Origin of the sequence: Streptomyces sp. NPDC091649, assembly GCF_044756785.1 — a bacterium.
Lineage (GTDB): Bacteria > Actinomycetota > Actinomycetes > Streptomycetales > Streptomycetaceae > Streptomyces.
The window spans coordinates 39,625-59,630 of the sequence record NZ_JBIVTR010000012.1 but is presented as its reverse complement, the minus strand read 5'-3'; the positions used below and the strand labels follow the sequence as shown (position 1 = coordinate 59,630).

General features: G+C 73.2%; 19 protein-coding genes. 10 read left to right on the top strand and 9 right to left on the bottom strand.

Features of this window, described 5'->3' with window-relative positions:
- Positions 1 to 222 precede the first annotated feature (222 nt).
- A complete protein-coding gene (locus tag ACIQMU_RS20825) occupies positions 223 to 387 on the top strand; it encodes a hypothetical protein (RefSeq protein ID WP_402689415.1) in 165 nt (54 codons plus the stop codon).
- A gap of 61 nt (positions 388 to 448) precedes the next feature.
- Here ACIQMU_RS20825 and ACIQMU_RS20820 read toward each other — a convergent pair whose 3' ends face one another.
- Positions 449 to 2,215 (bottom strand): dolichyl-phosphate-mannose--protein mannosyltransferase, encoded by a 1,767-nt coding sequence (locus ACIQMU_RS20820; RefSeq protein ID WP_402689414.1) that lies wholly within the window; start codon positions 2,213 to 2,215, stop codon positions 449 to 451.
- A 52-nt stretch (positions 2,216 to 2,267) separates the two neighbouring features.
- On the opposite strand from ACIQMU_RS20820, the gene rsmI reads away from it, so the two are divergent.
- Positions 2,268 to 3,155, top strand: coding sequence for a 16S rRNA (cytidine(1402)-2'-O)-methyltransferase (gene rsmI / locus ACIQMU_RS20815; protein ID WP_402689413.1), 888 nt, complete (start codon positions 2,268 to 2,270; stop codon positions 3,153 to 3,155).
- Positions 3,156 to 3,251: 96 nt separating this feature from the next.
- On the opposite strand, the gene ACIQMU_RS20810 is transcribed toward rsmI, so the two are convergent.
- Genes ACIQMU_RS20810 through ACIQMU_RS20790 form a run of 5 tightly spaced genes read right to left on the bottom strand, consistent with a single transcriptional unit; the run spans position 3,252 to position 7,173 of the window.
- Positions 3,252 to 4,322 (bottom strand): serine hydrolase domain-containing protein, encoded by a 1,071-nt coding sequence (locus tag ACIQMU_RS20810; RefSeq protein ID WP_402689412.1) that lies wholly within the window; start codon positions 4,320 to 4,322, stop codon positions 3,252 to 3,254.
- Positions 4,319 to 5,248, bottom strand: coding sequence for a DUF6895 family protein (locus ACIQMU_RS20805; RefSeq protein WP_402689411.1), 930 nt, complete (start codon positions 5,246 to 5,248; stop codon positions 4,319 to 4,321). The genes ACIQMU_RS20810 and ACIQMU_RS20805 overlap by 4 nt, the downstream gene beginning before the upstream one ends.
- Positions 5,245 to 6,270, bottom strand: coding sequence for a DUF6895 family protein (locus ACIQMU_RS20800; protein ID WP_402689410.1), 1,026 nt, complete (start codon positions 6,268 to 6,270; stop codon positions 5,245 to 5,247). The genes ACIQMU_RS20805 and ACIQMU_RS20800 overlap by 4 nt, the downstream gene beginning before the upstream one ends.
- On the bottom strand, positions 6,267 to 6,986 hold the full coding sequence (locus tag ACIQMU_RS20795; protein ID WP_402689409.1) for a hypothetical protein: 720 nt from the start codon (positions 6,984 to 6,986) through the stop codon (positions 6,267 to 6,269). The genes ACIQMU_RS20800 and ACIQMU_RS20795 overlap by 4 nt, the downstream gene beginning before the upstream one ends.
- 10 nt (positions 6,987 to 6,996) lie before the next feature.
- A complete protein-coding gene (locus tag ACIQMU_RS20790) occupies positions 6,997 to 7,173 on the bottom strand; it encodes a hypothetical protein (RefSeq protein ID WP_352240014.1) in 177 nt (58 codons plus the stop codon).
- Positions 7,174 to 7,626: 453 nt separating this feature from the next.
- On the opposite strand from ACIQMU_RS20790, the gene ACIQMU_RS20785 reads away from it, so the two are divergent.
- From ACIQMU_RS20785 to ACIQMU_RS20770, 4 genes are all read left to right on the top strand, one after another.
- The gene (locus tag ACIQMU_RS20785; RefSeq protein WP_352240013.1) at positions 7,627 to 7,989 is read left to right on the top strand and encodes a hypothetical protein; all 363 of its coding nucleotides are present in this window, start codon (positions 7,627 to 7,629) and stop codon (positions 7,987 to 7,989) included.
- A 124-nt stretch (positions 7,990 to 8,113) separates the two neighbouring features.
- Positions 8,114 to 8,989 carry a TatD family hydrolase gene (locus tag ACIQMU_RS20780; RefSeq protein ID WP_402689408.1) on the top strand — a complete coding sequence of 292 codons (876 nt, stop codon included), beginning with the start codon at positions 8,114 to 8,116 and terminating at the stop codon, positions 8,987 to 8,989.
- Between the two features lie 88 nt (positions 8,990 to 9,077).
- Positions 9,078 to 9,950 (top strand): 16S rRNA (adenine(1518)-N(6)/adenine(1519)-N(6))-dimethyltransferase RsmA, encoded by an 873-nt coding sequence (gene rsmA, locus ACIQMU_RS20775; protein ID WP_352240011.1) that lies wholly within the window; start codon positions 9,078 to 9,080, stop codon positions 9,948 to 9,950.
- A 5-nt stretch (positions 9,951 to 9,955) separates the two neighbouring features.
- Entirely contained in the window at positions 9,956 to 10,861 is a 906-nt protein-coding gene (locus tag ACIQMU_RS20770; protein ID WP_402689407.1) for a 4-(cytidine 5'-diphospho)-2-C-methyl-D-erythritol kinase, read from the top strand.
- Positions 10,862 to 10,925: 64 nt separating this feature from the next.
- On the opposite strand, the gene ACIQMU_RS20765 is transcribed toward ACIQMU_RS20770, so the two are convergent.
- Complete coding sequence (locus tag ACIQMU_RS20765; protein WP_402689406.1) at positions 10,926 to 11,444, bottom strand: PASTA domain-containing protein; 519 nt, start codon at positions 11,442 to 11,444, stop codon at positions 10,926 to 10,928.
- A 261-nt stretch (positions 11,445 to 11,705) separates the two neighbouring features.
- On the opposite strand from ACIQMU_RS20765, the gene ACIQMU_RS20760 reads away from it, so the two are divergent.
- Positions 11,706 to 13,103, top strand: coding sequence for an acyltransferase (locus ACIQMU_RS20760; RefSeq protein ID WP_402689405.1), 1,398 nt, complete (start codon positions 11,706 to 11,708; stop codon positions 13,101 to 13,103).
- On the opposite strand, the gene ACIQMU_RS20755 is transcribed toward ACIQMU_RS20760, so the two are convergent.
- On the bottom strand, positions 13,091 to 13,351 hold the full coding sequence (locus tag ACIQMU_RS20755) for a Txe/YoeB family addiction module toxin (RefSeq protein WP_352240007.1): 261 nt from the start codon (positions 13,349 to 13,351) through the stop codon (positions 13,091 to 13,093). The two genes, ACIQMU_RS20760 and ACIQMU_RS20755, sit on opposite strands and share 13 nt — an antisense overlap.
- The gene (locus ACIQMU_RS20750) at positions 13,348 to 13,599 is read right to left on the bottom strand and encodes a type II toxin-antitoxin system Phd/YefM family antitoxin (RefSeq protein ID WP_402689404.1); all 252 of its coding nucleotides are present in this window, start codon (positions 13,597 to 13,599) and stop codon (positions 13,348 to 13,350) included. Before ACIQMU_RS20750 ends, ACIQMU_RS20755 begins: the two co-directional genes overlap by 4 nt.
- A gap of 126 nt (positions 13,600 to 13,725) precedes the next feature.
- On the opposite strand from ACIQMU_RS20750, the gene ACIQMU_RS20745 reads away from it, so the two are divergent.
- The 3 genes from ACIQMU_RS20745 to ACIQMU_RS20735 all read left to right on the top strand — a co-directional run bounded on the left by ACIQMU_RS20745 (position 13,726) and on the right by ACIQMU_RS20735 (position 19,947).
- Entirely contained in the window at positions 13,726 to 15,540 is a 1,815-nt protein-coding gene (locus tag ACIQMU_RS20745) for an ABC-F family ATP-binding cassette domain-containing protein (RefSeq protein WP_352240005.1), read from the top strand.
- Between the two features lie 557 nt (positions 15,541 to 16,097).
- Positions 16,098 to 17,966 carry a PQQ-binding-like beta-propeller repeat protein gene (locus ACIQMU_RS20740; RefSeq protein ID WP_402689403.1) on the top strand — a complete coding sequence of 623 codons (1,869 nt, stop codon included), beginning with the start codon at positions 16,098 to 16,100 and terminating at the stop codon, positions 17,964 to 17,966.
- Positions 17,967 to 18,051: 85 nt separating this feature from the next.
- On the top strand, positions 18,052 to 19,947 hold the full coding sequence (locus ACIQMU_RS20735; RefSeq protein WP_402689402.1) for a PQQ-binding-like beta-propeller repeat protein: 1,896 nt from the start codon (positions 18,052 to 18,054) through the stop codon (positions 19,945 to 19,947).
- Positions 19,948 to 20,006: the final 59 nt, after the last annotated feature.

Here is a 20,006-nt window from a genome sequence, read left to right as displayed (position 1 = left end):
GGCCGTAGTGGGCAGGACTGGCCGGGAGTGCACGGGGGAGTGCGCGAGGATCGAGCGTCGGGGGGCGTGCGACATGGGCGTGCGGGGGCGTGCGGCGGTGGTCCGGTGACGGCTTACCCCATCAAGCATCTGCCGGCCGAGATCCTGCCGGAAGGCGGCGGTCCCGGCTGTTCTCGCCCCGGCCGCGGGCGGCTGGCTCGCGGAGGGCGACGAGGTCGCACGATGGGCGAGGAGCCGACCTGGGGGGAGCTGCTGGTCGCCTTTCTCCTGATCGGGGCCATCCCCGTCGTTGTCGCAGTGGCGGTGATCGCGTCCGTCGTCGGGCTGACGCTGTGGGGGCGGGCACTGCTGCGGCGCCTCACGCGGACCGCTTCCGACAGCGGCTGAGGCCCCCGGCGACGGGAAGGGCCCGGCACGGCGCCGGGCCCTTCCCGTCACACCCGCTCCGCTACACCCACGTGTCCAGCCACATCCGGTCCCGCCACAGGTCCTCCGGGATCGAGGTCCCGGTGTAGAGCGGCCAGAAGTAGATGAAGTTCCAGATGACCAGCAGCACCAGCACGCCCACCGCGATCACCCCCAGGGTGCGACGGCGTTCGCCGGAGGGGTCCGGTGCGGTGAGGCCCAGTTCGGCCCGGGCGCCCGTGCCCGCCGCCGGGCCCACGATCGCGCCGAGCATCATCGTCACGGCCAGGCAGAGGAACGGCACGAACACCACCGCGTAGAAGAGGAAGATCGTGCGCTCCTGGTAGAAGAACCAGGGCAGCCAGCCCGCGACCACACCGCAGGCGATCGCACCGGCCCGCCAGTCGCGGCGGAAGAACCAGCGCCAGAGCACGTACGCGAGCGCGAAGCACGCCAGCCACCACAGCAGCGGGGTGCCGATGGCGAGGACCTCGCTGGCGCACTTGCCGGTCGCCGACTCCTCGCAGCCGGTCTGCTCCTCGTAGAAGTACGAGACGGGCCGGCCCAGGACGAGCCAGCTCCAGGGGTTGGACTCGTACGTGTGGCCCGAGGTCAGGCCGACGTGGAAGTCGTACACCTGGTTCTCGTAGTGCCACAGGCTGCGCAGCCAGTCCGGCAGCCAGCTCCAGGAGGAGTCCTTGCCCTCGGTGGCCGCCCAGTTGCGGTAGTAGCCCTTGTCCGTGACGATCCAGCCGGTCCACGAGACGACGTACGTGACGATCGCGACCGGCACCGTCGAGACGAACGCGGGGACCAGGTCGCGTCGCAGCACCGCCTGGTACGGCCGCACCGCGCCCGCCGTGCGGCGCGCGCCGACGTCCCACAGGACGGTCATCAGGCCGAACGCGGCCAGGACGTAGAGGCCGTTCCACTTCGTGGCGAAGGCCAGGCCCAGCATCACACCCGCCGCCAGCCGCCACGGCCGCCACTCCAGGCGCAGGGTCTCCGCGATCCGGGCGTCCGGGCGCAGCACCCCCTCCTCGTCCACCGGCAGCGCGTCGGCGAGCCGGCGCCGGGAGCGGTCCCGGTCGGCCACCAGGCAGCCGAACGCGGCCAGCACGAAGAACATGACGATCAGGTCGAGCAGCGCGGTCCGGCTCATCACGAAGTGCAGCCCGTCCACGGCGAGCAGCAGGCCCGCCAGGCAGCCCAGGAACGTGGAGCGGAACAGCCGCCGGCCGATCCGGCACAGCAGGAGCACGGACACCGTGCCCAGCACCGCCACCATGAACCGCCAGCCGAACGGCGTGAAACCGAACAGCTGCTCGCCGAGCCCGATGATCCACTTGCCGACCGGCGGGTGCACCACATAACCGGGGTCGGCCGGGATCGGGACGGACGAGGGGTCGTTGAGGATCTGCTTGTCGACGTCCTTCGGCCAGGACCCCTCGTACCCCTGGTTGACCAGCGCCCACGCGTCCTTCGCGTAGTACGTCTCGTCGAATATCACCGCGTGCGGCTGGTCCAGCCGCCAGAAGCGCAGCAGCCCGGCGACCAGGGTCACCAGCAGCGGGCCGCCCCAGCCGGACCACCGCACCAGCCGGTCGGCCACGTGCGGGGGGATCGCGAGCACCGACCACACCTGCCGTCCGGGCCGTGTGTACGGCGGGTCCAGCCGGTCGCGGAGCGAGGTCTCCGGGCGGGGGACATGGCCGAAGCGGCGCAGCCGCCGTTGCCAGAGGGTCGGCTGTTCGCCGAGCGGGTCCCCGGCGTCGTGGCCCCGCTGGGTCTCGGGTGCGGTACTCGTCACCGCGCCATCGTAGGGAACGCTTCTGTGCGAAGGGTGCCGCCGTGCTGCGAGGATGGCCGGTGTGACTGGAACGACTGGAACGCTCGTGCTCGCAGGAACCCCCATCGGTGACGTGGCGGACGCCCCGCCGCGCCTCGCCGCCGAACTGGAGCGGGCCGACGTCGTCGCCGCCGAGGACACCCGGCGGCTGCGCCGGCTCACCCAGGCGCTCGGCATCCACACCTCGGGGCGTGTCGTCTCCTACTTCGAGGGGAACGAGTCCGCCCGTACCCCGGAACTCGTCGAGGCGCTGACCGGCGGGGCGCGGGTCCTGCTCGTCACGGACGCGGGCATGCCGTCCGTGTCCGACCCCGGCTACCGCCTCGTCGCCGCCGCCGTGGAGAAGGACATCCGGGTCACCGCCGTGCCGGGACCGAGCGCCGTACTCACCGCTCTGGCCCTCTCGGGGCTGCCCGTGGACCGGTTCTGCTTCGAGGGGTTTCTGCCGCGCAAGGCCGGTGAACGGCTCTCCAAACTCCGTGAGAACGCCGACGAGCGCCGCACGATGGTCTACTTCGAGGCTCCGCACCGGCTCGACGACACCCTCGCCGCGATGGCCGAGGTCTTCGGCGCCGAGCGTCGCGCCGCCGTGTGCCGGGAGCTGACCAAGACGTACGAGGAGGTCAAGCGCGGGCCGCTCGGTGAGCTGGCGGTGTGGGCCGCCGACGGCGTACGCGGGGAGATCACCGTCGTCGTGGAGGGCGCGACCGACTCCGGCGACGAGGGGCTGGACGCCGAGGAGCTCGTGCGGCGCGTGCGCGTGCGCGAGGAGGCGGGGGAGCGACGCAAGGAGGCCATCGCCGCCGTCGCCGCTGCCGCCGGGCTGCCCAAGCGGGACGTCTTCGACGCGGTGGTCGCCGCCAAGACCGCGGCGAAGGCCGAGTCGAAGTCCGTGGAGTAGTCCATGGCGAAATCCCCGGAGAAGTCCGTGGAGAAGTCCGTGGAGAAGTCCGTGGAGGAGAACGCCGAGAAGGCGGCTCTGCCGAAGCCCTGACGCCTACGGCGTCTCCGTCAGCAGGGCGTACGCCGTCGCCACGAACGTGTCCGTCCGGTGCACCCGCCGCGTCGCCGTCGCCGCCACCGCCAGGCCCGTGTCCGGGCGGAAGCCCAGGAACGCCTGCTGGCCCAGGGTCGCTCCCGCGTGGAAGAGGACCGGGCCGTACGGGGACGGGTGGCGGAACCACGTGAGGGTGTGGGTGTGCGCGTGCCGCCAGCCGCGCCGCAGCACGGGGCGGGCCACCTCCGCCAGCGCGGCGGCGAGCGTCGGGTCCACCGGCGGCCCGGCGTCCCCCGGCCCGCCCGTATGCGCCTCCAGGAACGTCAGCAGGTCGAGCGGGGACGCCCGGACCGCGCCCGCCGCCGTGAACCCCCCGGTGTCCAGCGCGGGCACCGGCGTGCCGTCGCGGCGGTGGCCCACCGCCTCCGTGCCCGCCGGCCCCGGGCGCATCCGGGTCGCGTCCAGGTGCAGCGGGGCCAGCACCTGTTGGTGCAGCAGGACCTCCCACGGGGTCCCGGTGGCCGCCGCCAGGGTGTGGCCGAGGACCGAGACGGCGAAGTTCGAGTAGTGCCAGCGGGTCCCGGGCCGGTGGCGCGGGCGGGCCCGCAGGAAGGCGCGGACCACCCGGTCGGCCGGGTAGCCGCCGTACGGGTCGGTGGACCAGCGCGGCACCGCCTGCGGGTAGAAGTCGGCGGGCAGGCCCGGCAGCCCCGAGGTGTGGGTGAGCAGATGGCGCAGGGTGATGCGGCGGACCGCCGGGTGCACCGGGAGGCCCGGGGCCAGCAGATCCGCCGCCCGGTCCGTGTAGCGCACCCGGCCCTGGGCCACCAGCCGGGCCAGCAGCAGCCCCGCGAACGGCTTCGACGCCGAGCCCAGCTCGTACACCAGCCGCTCCCGGCCCACCGGCCCCGGCTCCGCGGACCCGCCGGCGTGGACCGTGCGCGCCCCCCTCCGGCTGACCGCGAGCACCAGGTCCGGCGCGTCGACCGCCCTGGCCGCCGCGGCGAGGAGGCGTGCGTCTGCCGGGCCCTCGCCGGTGGCGGTCGCCGGGGCCGTCGTCGTGTCGGTCACGCCGGGGCCGCGGCGGCGCTGAGGCCGGACAGGGCGCGGGACATGGCGAGCGCCGAGGCGAAGGCGGCGACCAGCGTCGGGTGGTAGACGAGGTCGAACACCGACTCCTCGTCGCCCTCGGGCATCCCGCCGACCACCGGCATCGCCCCGTCCGGCTGCTGGGCCTGGGCGAAGCCCTGCCAGGCCGCCGGGTCCAGGGTCGGTCCGGGCAGGCAGGCGTCGACCACCAGCAGCTCGCCCAGCAGGTCCCAGCGCTTCAGGTCCAGCCAGTCGTCCAGCCAGACCGGCAGCCACAGCGCCAGGTACTCCGCGATGTCGGCGGGCAGCCCGGCCGGCTTCTCGCCCCAGTCGGTGAGGTGGAAGACCGTGTGCGTGATGTCGTAGCCGATGTGGCCCTCGACCGTCCACGGCTCGGGCCGCCGCGCCAGCCAGGTGTGGGCCAGCGCCGCCGTCTCCGGGACGCTCGGCTCCACCCCGAACCGGCGCTCGATCGCGCTCAGCCCCAGCCGCCGCACCGGCAGCACCTCCAGCGCCGCCCAGCTGGTCAGCCGGTGGTTGAGGCGGATCGCGGACTCCAGGTCCGGCTGCCGGTAGCCCAGCTCCCGGAAGGGGACGTAGACCTCCAGCGGCACGGGCGAGAGCGGTTCGCGCCGCTGGCCCTCCAGCAGCCGTGTGCCCGAGCCCAGGAGCTCGTGCCAGGCGTGGTCCAGGAGCTTGTGGGCCAGGGAGGACTGCTCCGAGCCGGCCACCCCCTCGCGGAAGATGACCTTCCCGATCAGTGCCAGCTCGCCCAGCGGCTTGAAACGGTCCAGCATCCCCGCCTCCGGGGACGGGTCGGCCTCCAGCCGGAAGCCCTCCCGGTGTTCGTACAGCCAGCCCAGGGCCTTCGCCCCCACGTCGTGGATCTGCTGGATGCCGCTGCTCATGCGGTCCGCCTTTCCCGGCCGGGCACGGCCTCGCCGGCCCGGCGCAGCGACCGCAGGGCCAGAGCCGCGGCGAAGGCCGTCACGAGCGTGGAGTGGTAGCAGTCGATGAACGGGTACGGGTCCGGCGTCGCGGCGTCCCGCACCGGCGGGCCGGTCTCGGGGACGCAGCCGCTCGGGTGCTGTAAGTCGGCGAGTACCGGCCAGACCGCGTCCAGCAGCGGTTCCGGCGGTGGGCCCGGGAGGGAGGCGGCGACCGCGAGGAGTTCGCCGGTGAGGTCCCACTGGCCGCTCTCCAGACAGCCGTCGGCCCACGCGGGCAGCCAGGTCCGCAGATAGCCGTCGATCTTCCCGGGGACCCGGTCGGGCATCCGGCCCCAGTCGGTGAGGTGGAAGACGGTGTGGGTCAGCGCGTAGCCGGAGGGGCCCTCGAACATCCACGGCTCCGACAGCCCGCCCAGCCAGGTCCGGGACAGGACCGCGCCCGCGTCGGTGTGGCCCACCGCTCCGACCCGCCGCTCGGAGTTGACCAGCCCCAGCTGCCGGTTGGCGTGCTGCTCGGTGTGGGCCCAGGCGCGGGTCGCGGTGAGCGGGCGGGCGAGGGCCTCGAAGCCCTCGTGGCGCAGCCCGTACCCGGCGAAGGCGGCGTAGATCTCGTACGGGTACGCGGCGAACGGCTCCGCTCGCAGCAGCTCCAGAAGCAGCTCGCCCGCCCCCACCTGCTCCCAGGCGTACGCGACGAGGCCCCCGGCCAGCTCGTGTTCCGGGGTGCCGGGGGCGGTGGCGCGGCGGATCGTGGAGCCGAGCTGGGCCAGTTCGCCGAGCGGTTTGAGCGTGGCGTTGACCTGGGTGTGGGGTTCCAGAACGTCGTCGGGGAGCGTGAAGTGCGCCCGGTGCGCGTCGGTCCAGGCGAGGGCTTCGCGCAGGACGCCGGGGAGGACGGCGAGCGCGGCGCCGGGGGAGGAGTGCCCCCGGGGGGCCCGGGCCGGGTGCTCCGGCGGGCCCTGGGTCGCGGTCGTCGTCACTGTGCCCTCGCCTCGGCCATCAGCCGGGCGGCCCGCACATGGAGGGCGACCCGGGGATCGTGGCCGCCCATCAGCTCGGTGAAGTCCAGACCGCGCTCCAGTCCCAGCGTCGCCGGTTCGCCGCCGATGGCCGCGAGCCAGCGCCCCGCGCCCGCCGCCTGGAGCCAGTCGCGCCGCCGGACCGCGCGGACGAAGCCGCGCGCGAGGTCGACGGCCCGGTCCGCCGCGGCCCGCCGCACGGCCGAGGGGGCGGCCGGGACGGCGAGCGGGGCCAGGACCGAGAGCTGGTGGGTGAACGCCTGCCAGGGGGCCTCCTCCAGCCAGGCGGCGTCCGGCTCCGCGTGGGTCACGGGTGCGCCGCGCACCTCGGCGGCGCCGGGGTTCGGGGGCGCCATCCGGCGGAGCGTGGAGATCATGTGCCAGTGGCTCCAGGCCGTGGCGGCCGGGGCGTCCGGCTTGGGCGGGAACTCCCGTGCCGCCCGGTCGAGCACGGCGACGTCGCCCGGGTGCGGATGACGTCCGTACAGAACGCTGGGCAGCAGCAGGTCGGCCCCGATGACCCGGGCCGCCGCGATTCCGGTCCGATTCTCCTCGTCGATTCCCGCCGCGCCGCACACCGTGGCGAGGTGGTCCCCGCTCCGAAGAGCGAGGACCACCTCTGTTGCCAGGTCATGCACGGCGCCCGCCAGGGGCGACGGAGCATGTGTCTGGTCCATGTTCCGGCGACTAGCCCTTCTTCGGGCGCGGGGTCGGAGGCGAGAGCAGCAGGGCGCCGCCGCCCGCGAGAAGCGCGAGATAGGCGCATTCGCGGGAGTCGCGGTACAGACCTTCGACCTCGCCCGGGTTGAGAGCCGTGTCGAGGTCGAGCTCGACGTCGGTGGCAGTGGTGTCCGTGGTGAACATGGGTTGTTCCCCGTCCTGTGGGAAATGGGGTGGACGTAATGAGTGAAAAGGAGAAATGGGGGCGCCGCAAATCGGCGTGCGACATCCGGGGAAATCCCGCATTCAATTGAATGATGAATTCATGGAGTGCGGGAGGGGGAAAAGCCGGAGAACACAGGGAAGGGAGTGGGGTCGGCCGGGGGTAGTGCGCGGGCGCGTTCACGATCGCCGTACGGCGCGCACGGGGCGCTCGGTGGCCCTGCGGTCACGCGCTGTCCTGCGGCAGCCCTGTCCCGCGCCACGCGTCGGCAAAGTGCGGCAAAAGGAGGCCAAGAACGCATCAACAATGGCTCTGAGCTGGTGCGTCCCTACGGGTGCAGGTGTCCACTGGAAGGGACGGGCCACCTGTTCGAAACCCCTCGGACGGGCCGGGCCGTCCCCGGAGCACGTGACCGGCGGCCAGGAGGAGCAGGCATGAGCGAGATCGCAGCGACCACGGTTCACGAGGCGTACGCCTTCGCGTGCATGAAGTGCGGGTACGGCTGGGAGCAGTCCTACGAGATAGAGCACCACGTCGACGTCCACGGCCACCCGTTCGTCGTCTACACGGCGGACGGACGGCGCGTGCCGTCCCCGCTCTCCACGCCCACCTGCGCCAACTGCGGCGGACATGTGGTGCGCATCATGCGGGCGGGGCGGGTCGCCGGTGTCCAGGAGCTGCTGCGGAAGTCGCGGACCCCGCCTGCCGCGGAGACCGTCGCGAAGGACCGGACGGTGCCGACCGCGGCCGCACCGGCCCGCCACAGGCGGCTGTCCGACCTCTTCCACCGCGGGTGAGACGGGCAGCCCGCCGGGCGCCCCCGATCGCGCGGGGCGGGCCTCCCCTCCTGTCCCGGGACGACGGACCGCCCGGGCACCGCCGACGGTGAACGAGGGCGGGCGGCCTCGTACGATCGTCGGCATGAGCCGTACCGAAGCCCCGCCGCTGCCCGAACCTCTGCGGGTTCCGGTCGCCGACTCCCACACCCACCTGGACATGCAGGACGCCACCGTCGAGGAGGCCCTCGCCCGGGCCGCCGCGGTGAACGTGACCACCGTCGTCCAGGTGGGCTGCGATGTGGCCGGCTCCCGCTGGGCCGCCGACACCGCCGCGACCCACCCGGCCGTCCACGCCTCGGTCGCCCTGCACCCCAACGAGGCCCCGCGCATCGTCCACGGGCATGTCGAGGGCGCCGACGGCACCGCCCGGCGGGGCGCGCGGGAGCCCGGCGGCAAGGCGGCGCTGGACGACGCGCTGGCGGAGATCGACGCGCTGGCCGCCCTCGGCCATGTGCGCGGGGTCGGCGAGACGGGCCTGGACTTCTTCCGCACCGGCCCCGAGGGCGTCGCCGCCCAGGAGGAGTCGTTCCGGGCGCACATCGAGATCGCCAAGCGGCACGGCAAGGCCCTGGTCATCCACGACCGCGACGCGCACGCGGACGTACTGCGGGTACTGCTCGACGCGGGCGCTCCCGAGCGGACCGTGTTCCACTGCTACTCCGGCGACACCGACATGGCGAGGATCTGCGCGCGGGCCGGATACTTCATGTCCTTCGCGGGCAACGTGACCTTCAAGAACGCCCAGCCGCTGCGCGACGCGCTGGCCGTCGCCCCGACCGAGCTGGTCCTCGTCGAGACGGACGCCCCCTTCCTCACCCCCGCCCCGTACCGGGGACGGCCGAACGCGCCCTACCTCGTCCCGGTCACCCTCCGCGCCATGGCCGAGGTGAAGGGCCTGGACGAGGACGTGCTGGCCGCCGCCGTCTACGACAACACGGCGCGGGCGTTCGACTTCTGACCGCCGGCGACGGCCACGGGTGCGCCCGACGCCCGGGCGGACGTCCGCGCGGCGGGGGGCGAGGAGCGGCGGGCCGTAGGCTTACCGGGTGAGCAGCACAGAGCCCGACGCCCTCCTGGGCCCCGCAGACATCCGCGACCTGGCCGCCAAGCTGGGGGTCCGCCCCACCAAGCAGCGCGGTCAGAACTTCGTCATCGACGCCAACACCGTCCGCCGCATCGTGCGCACGGCCGAGGTCCGCCCGGACGACACCGTCGTCGAGGTCGGCCCCGGGCTCGGCTCGCTGACCCTGGCCCTCCTGGAGGCGGCGGACCGCGTCGTCGCGGTCGAGATCGACGACGTGCTCGCCGCCGCGCTGCCCGCCACGGTGAACGCCCGGATGCCGGAGCGGGCCGACCGCTTCGCCCTGGTCCACTCCGACGCGATGCTGGTCGAGGAACTGCCGGGTCCCGCCCCGACCGCGCTGGTGGCGAACCTCCCGTACAACGTGGCCGTCCCGGTCCTGCTCACCATGCTGGAGCGCTTCCCCAGCATCGAACGGACCCTCGTCATGGTCCAGGCCGAGGTGGCCGACCGGCTGGCCGCCCGCCCGGGCAACAAGGTCTACGGCGTGCCCTCGGTGAAGGCCAACTGGTACGCGGACGTCAAGCGCGCCGGGTCCATCGGCCGCACCGTCTTCTGGCCCGCGCCCAACGTCGACTCCGGGCTCGTCTCCCTCGTCCGCCGCACCGAGCCCATCGCCACCACCGCGAGCCGCGCCGAGGTCTTCGCGGTCGTGGACGCGGCCTTCGCCCAGCGCCGCAAGACGCTGCGGGCCGCCCTGTCCGGCTGGGCCGGGTCCGCGCCCGCCGCCGAGGCCGCGCTCGTCGCCGCCGGGATCTCCCCGCAGGCGCGCGGCGAGGCGCTGACGGTTGAGGAGTTCGCGGCGATCGCGGAGAACAAGCCGGAGGCAGCCCTGTGAATCCTGTGGGCAGGGCAGTCACCGTCCGCGTCCCCGCCAAGGTCAACGTCCAGCTCGCCGTGGGCGCCGCCCGCCCGGACGGCTTCCACGGCCTGGCCAACGTCTTCCTCGCCGTCGGCCTGTACGACGAGGTCACCGCGACCCCGGCCGACGAGCTGCGCGTCACCTGCTCGGGCCCGGACGCCTCCCAGGTCCCGCTGGACACGACCAACCTCGCCGCCCGCGCCGCTCTCGCGCTGGCCGAGCGGTACGGCGTCGCACCCGCCGTCCACCTGCACATCGCCAAGGACATCCCGGTCGCGGGCGGCATGGCGGGCGGCAGCGCCGACGGGGCCGCCGCCCTGGTCGCCTGCGATGCCCTGTGGGGAACCGGCGCCGGCCGCGACGAACTCCTCGCCCTCTGCGCCGAGCTGGGCAGCGACGTGCCGTTCAGCCTGGTCGGCGGGGCCGCGCTCGGCACCGGACGCGGTGAGCGGCTGACGCCGATCGAGGTGGGCGGGACCTTCCACTGGGTCTTCGCCGTGGCGGACGGCGGCCTCTCCACGCCCGCCGTGTACGGGGAGTTCGACCGGCTCGCGGCCGGCGTAGAGGTCCCGGAACCGGCCGCGTCCCCCGCTCTTCTCGCCGCCCTGCGCTCCGGCGACCCCGGCGCGCTCGCGCAGGCCCTGAGCAACGACCTCCAGCCCGCCGCCCTCTCCCTGCGCCCCTCCCTCGCGGACACCCTGGCCGCGGGCACGGAGGCGGGGGCGCTGGCCGCCCTGGTCTCCGGATCCGGGCCGACGACGGCGTTCCTGGTGCCGGACGAGGAGACGGGCCGGAAGGTCGCCGAGATGCTGACGGCGTCCGGAACGTGCCGCGAGGCGCGCGTGGCGGTGTCGCCCGCCCCGGGGGCGTGCGTCGTGACGCCCTGACACTCCGGGCCGGCCCGGAACCGCCCTCTCCCCCCGGTGGCCCCGGGGGGAGAGGGCGGCGGAGTCAGCCGCCGGCCGGGGGCGGGGTGTACGCCGGGTCGTTCTCCTGGTGGAGGTAGCCGTGGAAGCTGGTCGTGCAGTCGCTGAAGTCCTTCGCGAGCTTGACGGTGACCGTGGTGGCGGCCGAGAGCGGCGCCCCGGGCCGGGGGCTCGATGCGCACACGTACCAGGCGTCGTGGTCCCGGGAGAGGGTGACGTCCTTGTGCTGGGCAGCGGTTGTCAGACGCGCGGCGGACAGGCCCCGGCGGGTGAACTCCGCCCGCGCCTCCTCGTAGGTCCGGCCGTGCAGGGCGGGCATGACCCGGTCAGGAGTGGCGCTCACGGTGGCCGTGGGGATGGCCGTGGGGATGGCTGTGGGGGTGGATGTGGGGGTGGTCGTGGCCGGCGGAGCGGCCGAGGCCGTGTCCGTAGCGGCGGTCGGCGTCACCGGGGCGGTGCCGTCGGTCTGTGACCCGCCCGAGCATCCGGCCAGGACGAGCCCGCCGAGAAGGATGACGGGGGCGAGGTGGCGAAGAGTCCGCACAGTGTTCGTACTCCGGTCTCTCGGGAACGGCGAGCGACGTGACAGGCCGTACGGCGGGCCGGGCTTCTCCGGTGAAGGAGGGCGAGCGTGTACGCCGCCCCGCGGGCAGCGGCTCTCGGACCTCTCTCCGCTCGTCGCACGGCGGCCCGACCGGATCTGCTCCACGGCAAGGACCTCCCCCCGCGCCGGCCCGGTACTCAGATGCCGAATTGAGTACCCGCGCCCTGCCGCCCCACACCCGCCTGCCACGACCGTATGGACATGGGATCAGGTGTTCGTGAACTGGCCGGGGCGACGCCCGCCACCCGGGACCGCTACGTCGACCTCCTGCGGGTCGCCTCGCTCGGCGCGGTCGTGCTCGGCCACTGGCTGATGGCCGCCGTCACCCCGGACGGGGTCGGCAACCTGCTCGCCGTCGTCCCGGCGCTCCAGCCACTGACCTGGCTGCTCCAGGTCATGCCGGTGTTCTTCTTCGTCGGCGGCTTCTCCCACGCGCTGTCCTACCGCTCCCTGCTCCGGAAGCGCACCGGCCCCGGGTGTCTGGAGAGGCCCGGGGGTTCCGAGGGGCCCGGGGGTTCCGAGGGCTCCGTCTACTCCGCCTTCCTGCGCGCCCGGCTCCAGCGGCTGCTGCGCCCGACGATGGTCTTCGTCCTGGTGTGGGGCGCGGCGGCGCTGCTGGTCCAGCTCCTCGGCGGGGGAGGCGGACTGACCGGGGTCACCCTGCGCATGGTGACCCAGCCGCTGTGGTTCATCGGGATCTACCTGGCGATGGTCGCGTTCACCCCGCCGCTGCTGAGGCTGCACGAGCGGTACGGCTGGGGGACCTTCGCCGGGCTGGCCGGGGCGGCAGCCGCCGTGGACGTGCTGCGCTTCGCGGCCGGAGTGCCGTACGTCGAGTTCCTCAACTTCGCGTTCGTCTGGCTGGCCGTCCACCAACTCGGCTTCCTGCGTGCCGACGGCCGTATCCGCCGCCCCGCCCACCTCGCCGGGGCCGGCCTGGTCGCCGCCTGCGCGCTGGTGGCGACCGGCCCGTACCCGCTGTCCATGGTCGGGATGCCGGGCGAGAGGGTCAGCAACATGGCCCCGCCCACCCTCGCCCTGCTCTGCCACGGCCTCTGGCTCGTCGGCGCGGTCGAACTGCTCCGCGCCCCGGCCGCCCGCCTGCTTGAGCGCCCCCGGGTCTGGCGCACCGTGGTGGCGGCGAACGGGGTGGCGATGACCGCGTTCCTCTGGCACCTCACGGCGATGTTCGGGGTGTACGGGGCGATGCTCGCCCTCGACGTCCCGCTGCCCGAACCGGCGTCGGCCGCCTGGTGGGCGCAGGTCCCGCCGCGGCTCGCGCTCGCGGCGGCCCTCACCGCCGGGCTCGTCGCCGCCTTCCGCACCTTCGAGCGCCCGGGCACGGCGGCCTCCGGTACACCCGGGGCCGCCGGGACACCGGGCGCGGGCCCCCTCGCGGCGCTCGGCGCGACCCTCTGCCTGCTCGGCGTGCTGGGCCTGTCCATGGTCGGCTTCGGCGGCCTGCTGGACGGCCGTACGGCCCTGTTGATCGCCATCCCGGTCAGCGCCCCGGCCGCCGTCGCGATGACCCTGGGCGGCTGGCTGCTGGTGGAGCGGGCCGGGAAGGGCGCCCGGCGGGCCGGGTGTCAGCGACCGTAGTGGTAGCGGCAGGCGGCGACGCGGACCTCGTCGTCGACCACCTTGTAGATGAGCCGGTGCTCGTCGGTGATGCGGCGGAACCAGTACCCGTGAAAGCCGTGCTTCAGAGGTTCCGGCTTGCCCATTCCCTCGTCGCCGTTCCTGGCGATGTCCTGGAGCAGTGTGTTGATCCTCTTGAGGATCTTGCGGTCCTGGTTCTGCCACCAGACGTAGTCGTCCCACGACGACTGATCCCACACGAACTTCACTCCGCGAGCTCCCGTACCGAGCCGCCACCGCTCTCCAGGCGGTCGATCGAAGCCAGCAGCCGACGCGCGTTCTCCGGGCTCCGGAGCTGGTACGCCGTCTCCTTCAGGGACTCGTACTCATCGAGCGCCACTATCACCACCGGCTCGTGGCCGGCGCGCGTGACCACGAATTCCTCACGGTCGTCCACGACCGCGCTCAGGGTCTCGGCGTATTCGGCGCGGGACTCGGTGTAGGTCATGGTCCGCATGATCGCCTCCCAGGTATGTACGGTTTCCGTACCGCAGCCACCTGCACGCTGGTGAGACCGCACACCTCGCCCCCGCCGCCGCGCCGTACCCTGGGAAGGTCGATCAACCCCCTAGGCAGGAGTGAAATGGCCGTCAATCTGGTCAATGTCGAGCAGGTCAGCAAGGTGTACGGCACCCGTGCCCTGCTCGACGGTGTATCCCTCGGGGTGTCCGAGGGCGACCGGATCGGTGTCGTGGGCCGCAACGGCGACGGCAAGACCACCCTCATCCGGATGCTCGCGAAACTGGAGGACGCCGACTCCGGCCGCGTCACCCACAACGGCGGACTGCGCCTCGGCGTCCTCACCCAGCACGATTCCCTGGACCCGGCGAAGACCATCCGCCAGGAGGTCATCGGCGACCTGGCCGACCACGAGTGGGCGGGCAGCGCCAAGATCCGCGACGTGCTCACCGGACTCTTCGGCGGCCTCGCCCTGCCGGGCTTCGAGCACGGCCTCGACACCGTGATCGCCCCGCTCTCCGGCGGCGAGCGCCGCCGTATCGCGCTGGCCAAGCTCCTCATCGACGAGCAGGACCTGATCGTCCTCGACGAGCCCACCAACCACCTCGACGTCGAGGGCATCTCCTGGCTGGCGGGCCACCTGCGGACCCGGCGCTCCGCCCTCGTCTGCGTCACCCACGACCGGTGGTTCCTCGACCAGGTCTGCACCCGCATGTGGGACGTCCAGCGCGGCTCCGTCCACGAGTACGAGGGCGGCTACAGCGACTACGTGTTCGCCCGCGCCGAGCGGGAACGCATCGCCGCCACCGAGGAGTCCAAGCGCCAGAACCTCATGCGCAAGGAGCTGGCCTGGCTGCGCCGCGGCGCCCCCGCACGCACCTCCAAGCCGCGCTACCGCATCGAGGCCGCCAACGAGCTGATCGCCGACGTGCCTCCGCCGCGCGACACCAGCGAGCTGATGAAGTTCGCCAACGCCCGCCTCGGCAAGACCGTGTTCGACCTGGAGGACGTGACCGTCCAGGCCGGGCCGAAGACCCTTCTCACCCACCTCACCTGGCAGCTCGGCCCCGGCGACCGCATCGGCCTGGTCGGCGTCAACGGCGCGGGCAAGACCTCGCTGCTGCGCGCGCTCACCGAGGCCGCCCGCACCCAGGGCGAGGAGCAGCCCGCCGCCGGGAAGGTCGTCGTCGGCAAGACCGTCAGGCTCGCCTACCTCTCCCAGGAGGTCTCCGAGCTGAACCCGAACCTCCGGGTCCTGGAGGCCGTTCAGCAGGTGCGCGACCGGGTCGACCTCGGCAAGGGCCGCGAGATGACCGCCGGCCAGCTCTGCGAGCAGTTCGGCTTCACCAAGGAGAAGCAGTGGACGCCCGTCGGCGACCTCTCCGGCGGTGAGCGCCGCCGGCTCCAGATCCTGCGGCTGCTGATGGACGAGCCCAACGTCCTCTTCCTCGACGAGCCCACCAACGACCTCGACATCGAGACCCTGACCCAGCTGGAGGACCTCCTCGACGGCTGGCCCGGGTCGATGATCGTGATCTCCCACGACCGGTTCTTCATCGAGCGCACGACGGACCGCGTCATGGCGCTCCTCGGCGACCGCGCCCTGCGGATGCTGCCGCGCGGGATCGACGAGTACCTGGAGCGCCGGCAGAGGATGGAGGAGGAGTCCACCCCCTCCGCCGCCGCCCCCCGCTCGGCCTCGGCCGCCGCCGCCCCGGCGGTCTCCTCGCAGGCGTCCCGCGCCGCGAAGAAGGAGTTGCAGAAGGTCGAGCGGCAGCTCGACAAGCTCTCCACCCGCGAGACCAAGCTGCACGCGCAGATCGCCGAGAACGCCACCGACTTCGAGAAGGTCGCCGGGCTCGACGCCGAACTGCGCGAACTCGTCACGGAGCGCGACGAGCTGGAGATGCGCTGGCTGGAGCTGGCCGAGGACGCCTGACGGAGACCGCCGCGGCGGGTGGGGGAACAAGGCGGCGGGGGCCGTACGTTCGGCGGCGCCCGGCGGCGGGGCCCGCGCCCGCCCCCTGAGGCGGGCGGCCGCATCAACGGCATCAAGGCCCCGGGCCGGGAGCTGGGGCCCGGGGCGTCGAGCCGGTGCCGGCAGGCCGGTCCCGCGGCACCCGGCGTCTGCCGGGCGGGCCTTCTTCCCGCACCGCTCGTCCGCTCCGCAGGCGGACCCTCCCCTCATGCGCGGCCAGGTCGCCGGCATCGCCGACGACGGCGGGACGAAGCCGCGGACGGTGCTCGCCCCAGGTGACTGGCCATCACCTCCCGCCGGGCGTAACGAGGGCATCACAAGGCGGTTCTCCCTTGGGTACAGGGCCCGGACCGCTCGGCTGCCCGGTGGCGCGCGAGTGGTACAAAGAAGCCCCGCCCGACTGTCGTGACACCGCGGAAGCCATGCCCGATTCGCTCCTTTCCGAGGGGAATTGAACCCTCTCGGAATCGCGGGGGAGACCGGATCGCGCACCGGACCGCACGAAGGGGGACGTGCTGATGAGCCAGCCGCCCAGCCAGCAACCGCCGCAGGGAGGCTTCGGGGCCCCGCAGGAGCCGCCGCACGGAGCTCCTCAGCAGCCGCCGCCGCCCCAGAACCAGCCGCCGCAGCCCCCGGCCGGCCCTCCGCAGACGCCTCCGCCGGGCGGCCCGGCGTACGGCTACCCGCAGCAGCAGCCCCCGGCGCAGCCCGGCTACGGCTACCCGCAGCAGCCCGGCCAGGCGCCCGGCCCCTACGGTCAGCAGCCCCCCGGCCCGTACGGCCAGCAGCCCGGCCCCTACGGTCAGCAGGCCCCGGGCCCGTACGGTCAGCAGGTTCCCGGCCCGTACGGTCAGCAGCCCCAGCCCGGTCACGGCTATCCGCCGCAGCAGTACCCCGGCGCCCCCGGCCCCGGCGGACCGGGCTCCGGCGGTGGCGGGTTCCTCAAGGGCCGGACCGGCATCGTCGTCGCGGCGGCGCTCGCCGTCGTCCTGGCGGCGGGCACGGGCGTCTGGTTCATCGTGAGCGACAGCGGTGACGAGCCGAAGAAGCCCGTCGCCGGGCCGAGCACCGACCCCAAGGCCCCCAGCGAGTCGCCGACGGTCGACGAGGGCGACGGCAGCGGCGACGGCCGCGAGGCGGACGACGACTTCAACGCATCGCGCAAGCCGGGCGAGGCGAAGGTCGCCTGGCTCCAGAAGAACGACGTCGACCTGCCGCGCAACGGCTCGTCCGTGGACGGCCCCTGGTTCACCGGCGACCTGGTCGTCAAGGCCATGTACCGCGGCGTCTCCGGCTACTCCGTCGCCGACGGCAAGCAGAAGTGGACCCTGCCCCTGCCCGCCGACATCTGCGCCACGCCCAACACCGCGACCGCCGACGGCAAGCTCGTCATCGGTGTGAAGGACGGCACCACCGACCGGGCCAACTGCTCCGTCCTCCAGATGATCGACCTCAACACCGGCAAGGCCGGCTGGAAGAAGACGGTCAAGAAGAACGGCACCTGGGACCTGATGTCGGACATCGGTCTGGCCATCAGCGGCGACACCGTCACCGTCGGGCGCACCAGCAACTCCAACGGCTACCGGGTCAGCGACGGCAAGGAGCTGTTCGGCAACCCCTCGGGCAACTGCAAGACGTTCGCCTTCGCCGGCGGCGAGAAGCTGATCGCCGCCGCCAACTGCCGCACCGACGACGTGAAGAACCCGCAGCAGCAGGTCCAGGAGCTGGACCCGGCCACCGGCAAGGCCAAGTGGACGTACCAGCCCAAGCGCGGCTGGGAGGTCGGCAAGGTCTTCTCGGTCAGCCCGCTCATCGTCTCCTTCACCCACGAGGAGAAGAAGCAGTGGGCCATCGCCGCGCTCACCGACAGCGGAAAGCTCCGCTCCCAGATCACGCCGGCCAAGGGTGACACCCTCACCTACGACTGCGGCAGCCGGCTCTCCATCTTCGGCGCGAAGCTCGAAGGGTGCGGCGGCGTCGCCGCCGACGCCGACACCTTCTACATCGCGACCAAGGACGACACCAGCGGGACCTCCCGGACGAACAAGGTCATCGCCTTCGACCTGAACACCGGAAAGCCCAAGTGGGAGGAGCCCGCCCCGGCCGAGCGCGTCCTGCAGCCGCTGGGCATGGAGGGCGGCGAGCTGATGCTCTACATGCGGCCGACGTACGACGCCCCGGGCGCCGTCATGACCCTCCCGCCGGCCGGCGGCACCCCCAAGGCGCTGCTCAAGCACCCGGAGTCGACCAGCCGGATCGAGAACGGCTTCTTCTCGTCCAGGGTCCTCTACGAGGGCGGCCGTTCCTACATCTTCAGCAAGCGCGTGAGCGCGAGCAACGACAAGGAAGAGCTGGAGCAGTCGACGATCCTGGTGTTCACCAAGTGACGGCTCGCCACGGCCTCCGACTGCGGCCGGCCCCTTCCGGGCCGATGCGCCCCCACCCCCACTCGTCTCCCGAGGAACGCACGCCATGACCCAACCGCCCCAGCCACCGCAGCAGCCGCCCAACGAGCCGCCGAACACGCCCCCGGGCGCGCCGAACACACCCCCGGCACCGCCCGCCGGCCCGCCCTCCGGCGGGTTCGGCGCCCCGCAGGACCCGCCGCCGGGAGGGTTCGGCCAGCCGGCCCCGCCGCCCGCGGGCCCCTTCGGCAAGCCGGAGCAGCAGCCGCCCGCCGCCCCGCACGACGCGCCCGCAGGGGGCTACGGCACCCCGCCGCCCCCGCCGGCGGGCGGCTACCCCACCCCGCCCGCGCCGCAGCCCAACGGCTACGGCTACCCCCAGGCCCCGCAGCAGGGCTACGGGTACCCGCAGGGGCCCGCCGGCCAGCCCGGGGTGCCGCAGCAGGGTTACGGCTACCCCACCCAGCCGATGCAGCCGCAGTACGGGGGCCCGCAGCCCGACGGCGGCGGCAAGAAGTTCAGCACCCAGATGCAGATCATCGTCGCCGCGGCCGTCGCCGTGGTGCTGATCATCGGCGGCGGCTTCATCTACGCCTCCACCAGCGGTGACGACGGCAAGGACGAGGCGTCCTCGTCCGGCTCCACCGGCGGCGAGGCCAAGGGCGGCGAGGGCGGCGGTCTGGCCGGCGGCGACGAGAAGGTGCCCGCCAACACCAAGTCCAAGGTCGCCTTCCAGCTGCCGCAGCCGGTGGTCACCGACATCGTCACGGTCGCGGGCTCCTGGCTCACCGACAAGGCGTACGTGAAGTCGGGGATCGCCGAGATCACCGCCTACGACCGCGACAAGGGCACCAAGCTCTGGTCCTTCCCGCTGGCCGGCGAGATCTGCTCCGTGTCCCGGCACATGAGCGAGGACTACAAGACGGCCATTGTCTTCCAGGAGTCGAAGCCGACCAAGGAGAACAAGTACCCGTCGTGCAACCAGGTCGGCGCGATCGACATGACCGCCGGCAAGCTCATGTGGAGCAAGAGCGTCACCTCCGCCACCGGCGGTGACAAGCCGGTCCGCTTCGACGAGGTCACGCTCAGCGGGACCACCGTCGCCGCGGGCGGCACCTCGGGCGGCGCGGCCTTCAAGCTGGACGACGGCGCCGAACTCTGGAAGCCGAAGGTCGGCGCTGACGGCTGCTACGACGGCGGATACGCGGGCGGCGAAGCCCTCGCCGTGGTCCGCATGTGCGGTACGTCCGACAGCCGGCAGCTCACCGTGCAGGCACTGAACCCGACGACCGGCGCGCCGCTGTCCTCGTACCAGATGCCCGCGGGCGTCGACTACGCGAGCATCGTCTCCACCAAGCCGCTCGTGGTCGCGGCCGACGTCGGCGACACCGCCGGCGACGGCAGCAGCATCTCCGACTTCTTCTCGATCGACGCCGCGACCGGCAAGCTGATCGTCCGCATCCCCGCCGACGCGGAGAAGTACGCCGCACGCTGCGGCTCCACCGATGTGGAGCAGTGCAAGCACATCGCCGTCGGCAACAACCGGCTCTACCTGCCGACCGAGAGGCACGACGGAACCAGCGAGTACGGCGACACGAACGAGATCGTCGCCTTCGACCTCGCCACCGGAAAGCTTCTCGGCGGCCGGGCGGACGCGGGCGACCGCCACACCCTGGTCCCGCTCCGGATGGACGGCACCAGCGTCATCGCCTACAAGGAGGGCCCGTACGACAAGGGCGGCCAGGTCGTCTCCATCGACGGCGAGACCTTCGAGCAGACCCAGCTGATGGAGAACCCGAGCGACGAGGCCGTCCGGAAGGCGGAGAAGCGGTTCTCCATCGACTCGGCCGAACTCATCTACTCCGACGGCCGGTTCTTCATGGCGGGCAAGTCGGTCCACAAGCCCAGCACCGTCAACCCCGACGAGAAGGTCTACCTCGTCGTCGCCTACCGCGCCGACTGATCACCGCGCTCCTCCTCGCCGGAGCAGCGCCAGGCCCCGCCGGTCGACCACCTGACCGG

What these genes read in the sequence shown, in the direction of transcription:
- ACIQMU_RS20825 (WP_402689415.1), top strand. Translation starts at nt 223, where the DNA reads ATGGGCGAGGAGCCGACCTGGGGGGAGCTGCTGGTCGCCTTTCTCCTG.
- rsmI (WP_402689413.1), top strand. Translation starts at nt 2,268, where the DNA reads ATGGCCGGTGTGACTGGAACGACTGGAACGCTCGTGCTCGCAGGAACC.
- ACIQMU_RS20805 (WP_402689411.1), bottom strand. Translation starts at nt 5,248, where the DNA reads ATGAGCAGCGGCATCCAGCAGATCCACGACGTGGGGGCGAAGGCCCTG.
- ACIQMU_RS20795 (WP_402689409.1), bottom strand. Translation starts at nt 6,986, where the DNA reads ATGGACCAGACACATGCTCCGTCGCCCCTGGCGGGCGCCGTGCATGAC.
- ACIQMU_RS20790 (WP_352240014.1), bottom strand. Translation starts at nt 7,173, where the DNA reads ATGTTCACCACGGACACCACTGCCACCGACGTCGAGCTCGACCTCGAC.
- ACIQMU_RS20785 (WP_352240013.1), top strand. Translation starts at nt 7,627, where the DNA reads ATGAGCGAGATCGCAGCGACCACGGTTCACGAGGCGTACGCCTTCGCG.
- ACIQMU_RS20780 (WP_402689408.1), top strand. Translation starts at nt 8,114, where the DNA reads ATGAGCCGTACCGAAGCCCCGCCGCTGCCCGAACCTCTGCGGGTTCCG.
- ACIQMU_RS20760 (WP_402689405.1), top strand. Translation starts at nt 11,706, where the DNA reads ATGGGATCAGGTGTTCGTGAACTGGCCGGGGCGACGCCCGCCACCCGG.
- ACIQMU_RS20750 (WP_402689404.1), bottom strand. Translation starts at nt 13,599, where the DNA reads ATGCGGACCATGACCTACACCGAGTCCCGCGCCGAATACGCCGAGACC.
- ACIQMU_RS20745 (WP_352240005.1), top strand. Translation starts at nt 13,726, where the DNA reads ATGGCCGTCAATCTGGTCAATGTCGAGCAGGTCAGCAAGGTGTACGGC.
- ACIQMU_RS20740 (WP_402689403.1), top strand. Translation starts at nt 16,098, where the DNA reads ATGAGCCAGCCGCCCAGCCAGCAACCGCCGCAGGGAGGCTTCGGGGCC.
- ACIQMU_RS20735 (WP_402689402.1), top strand. Translation starts at nt 18,052, where the DNA reads ATGACCCAACCGCCCCAGCCACCGCAGCAGCCGCCCAACGAGCCGCCG.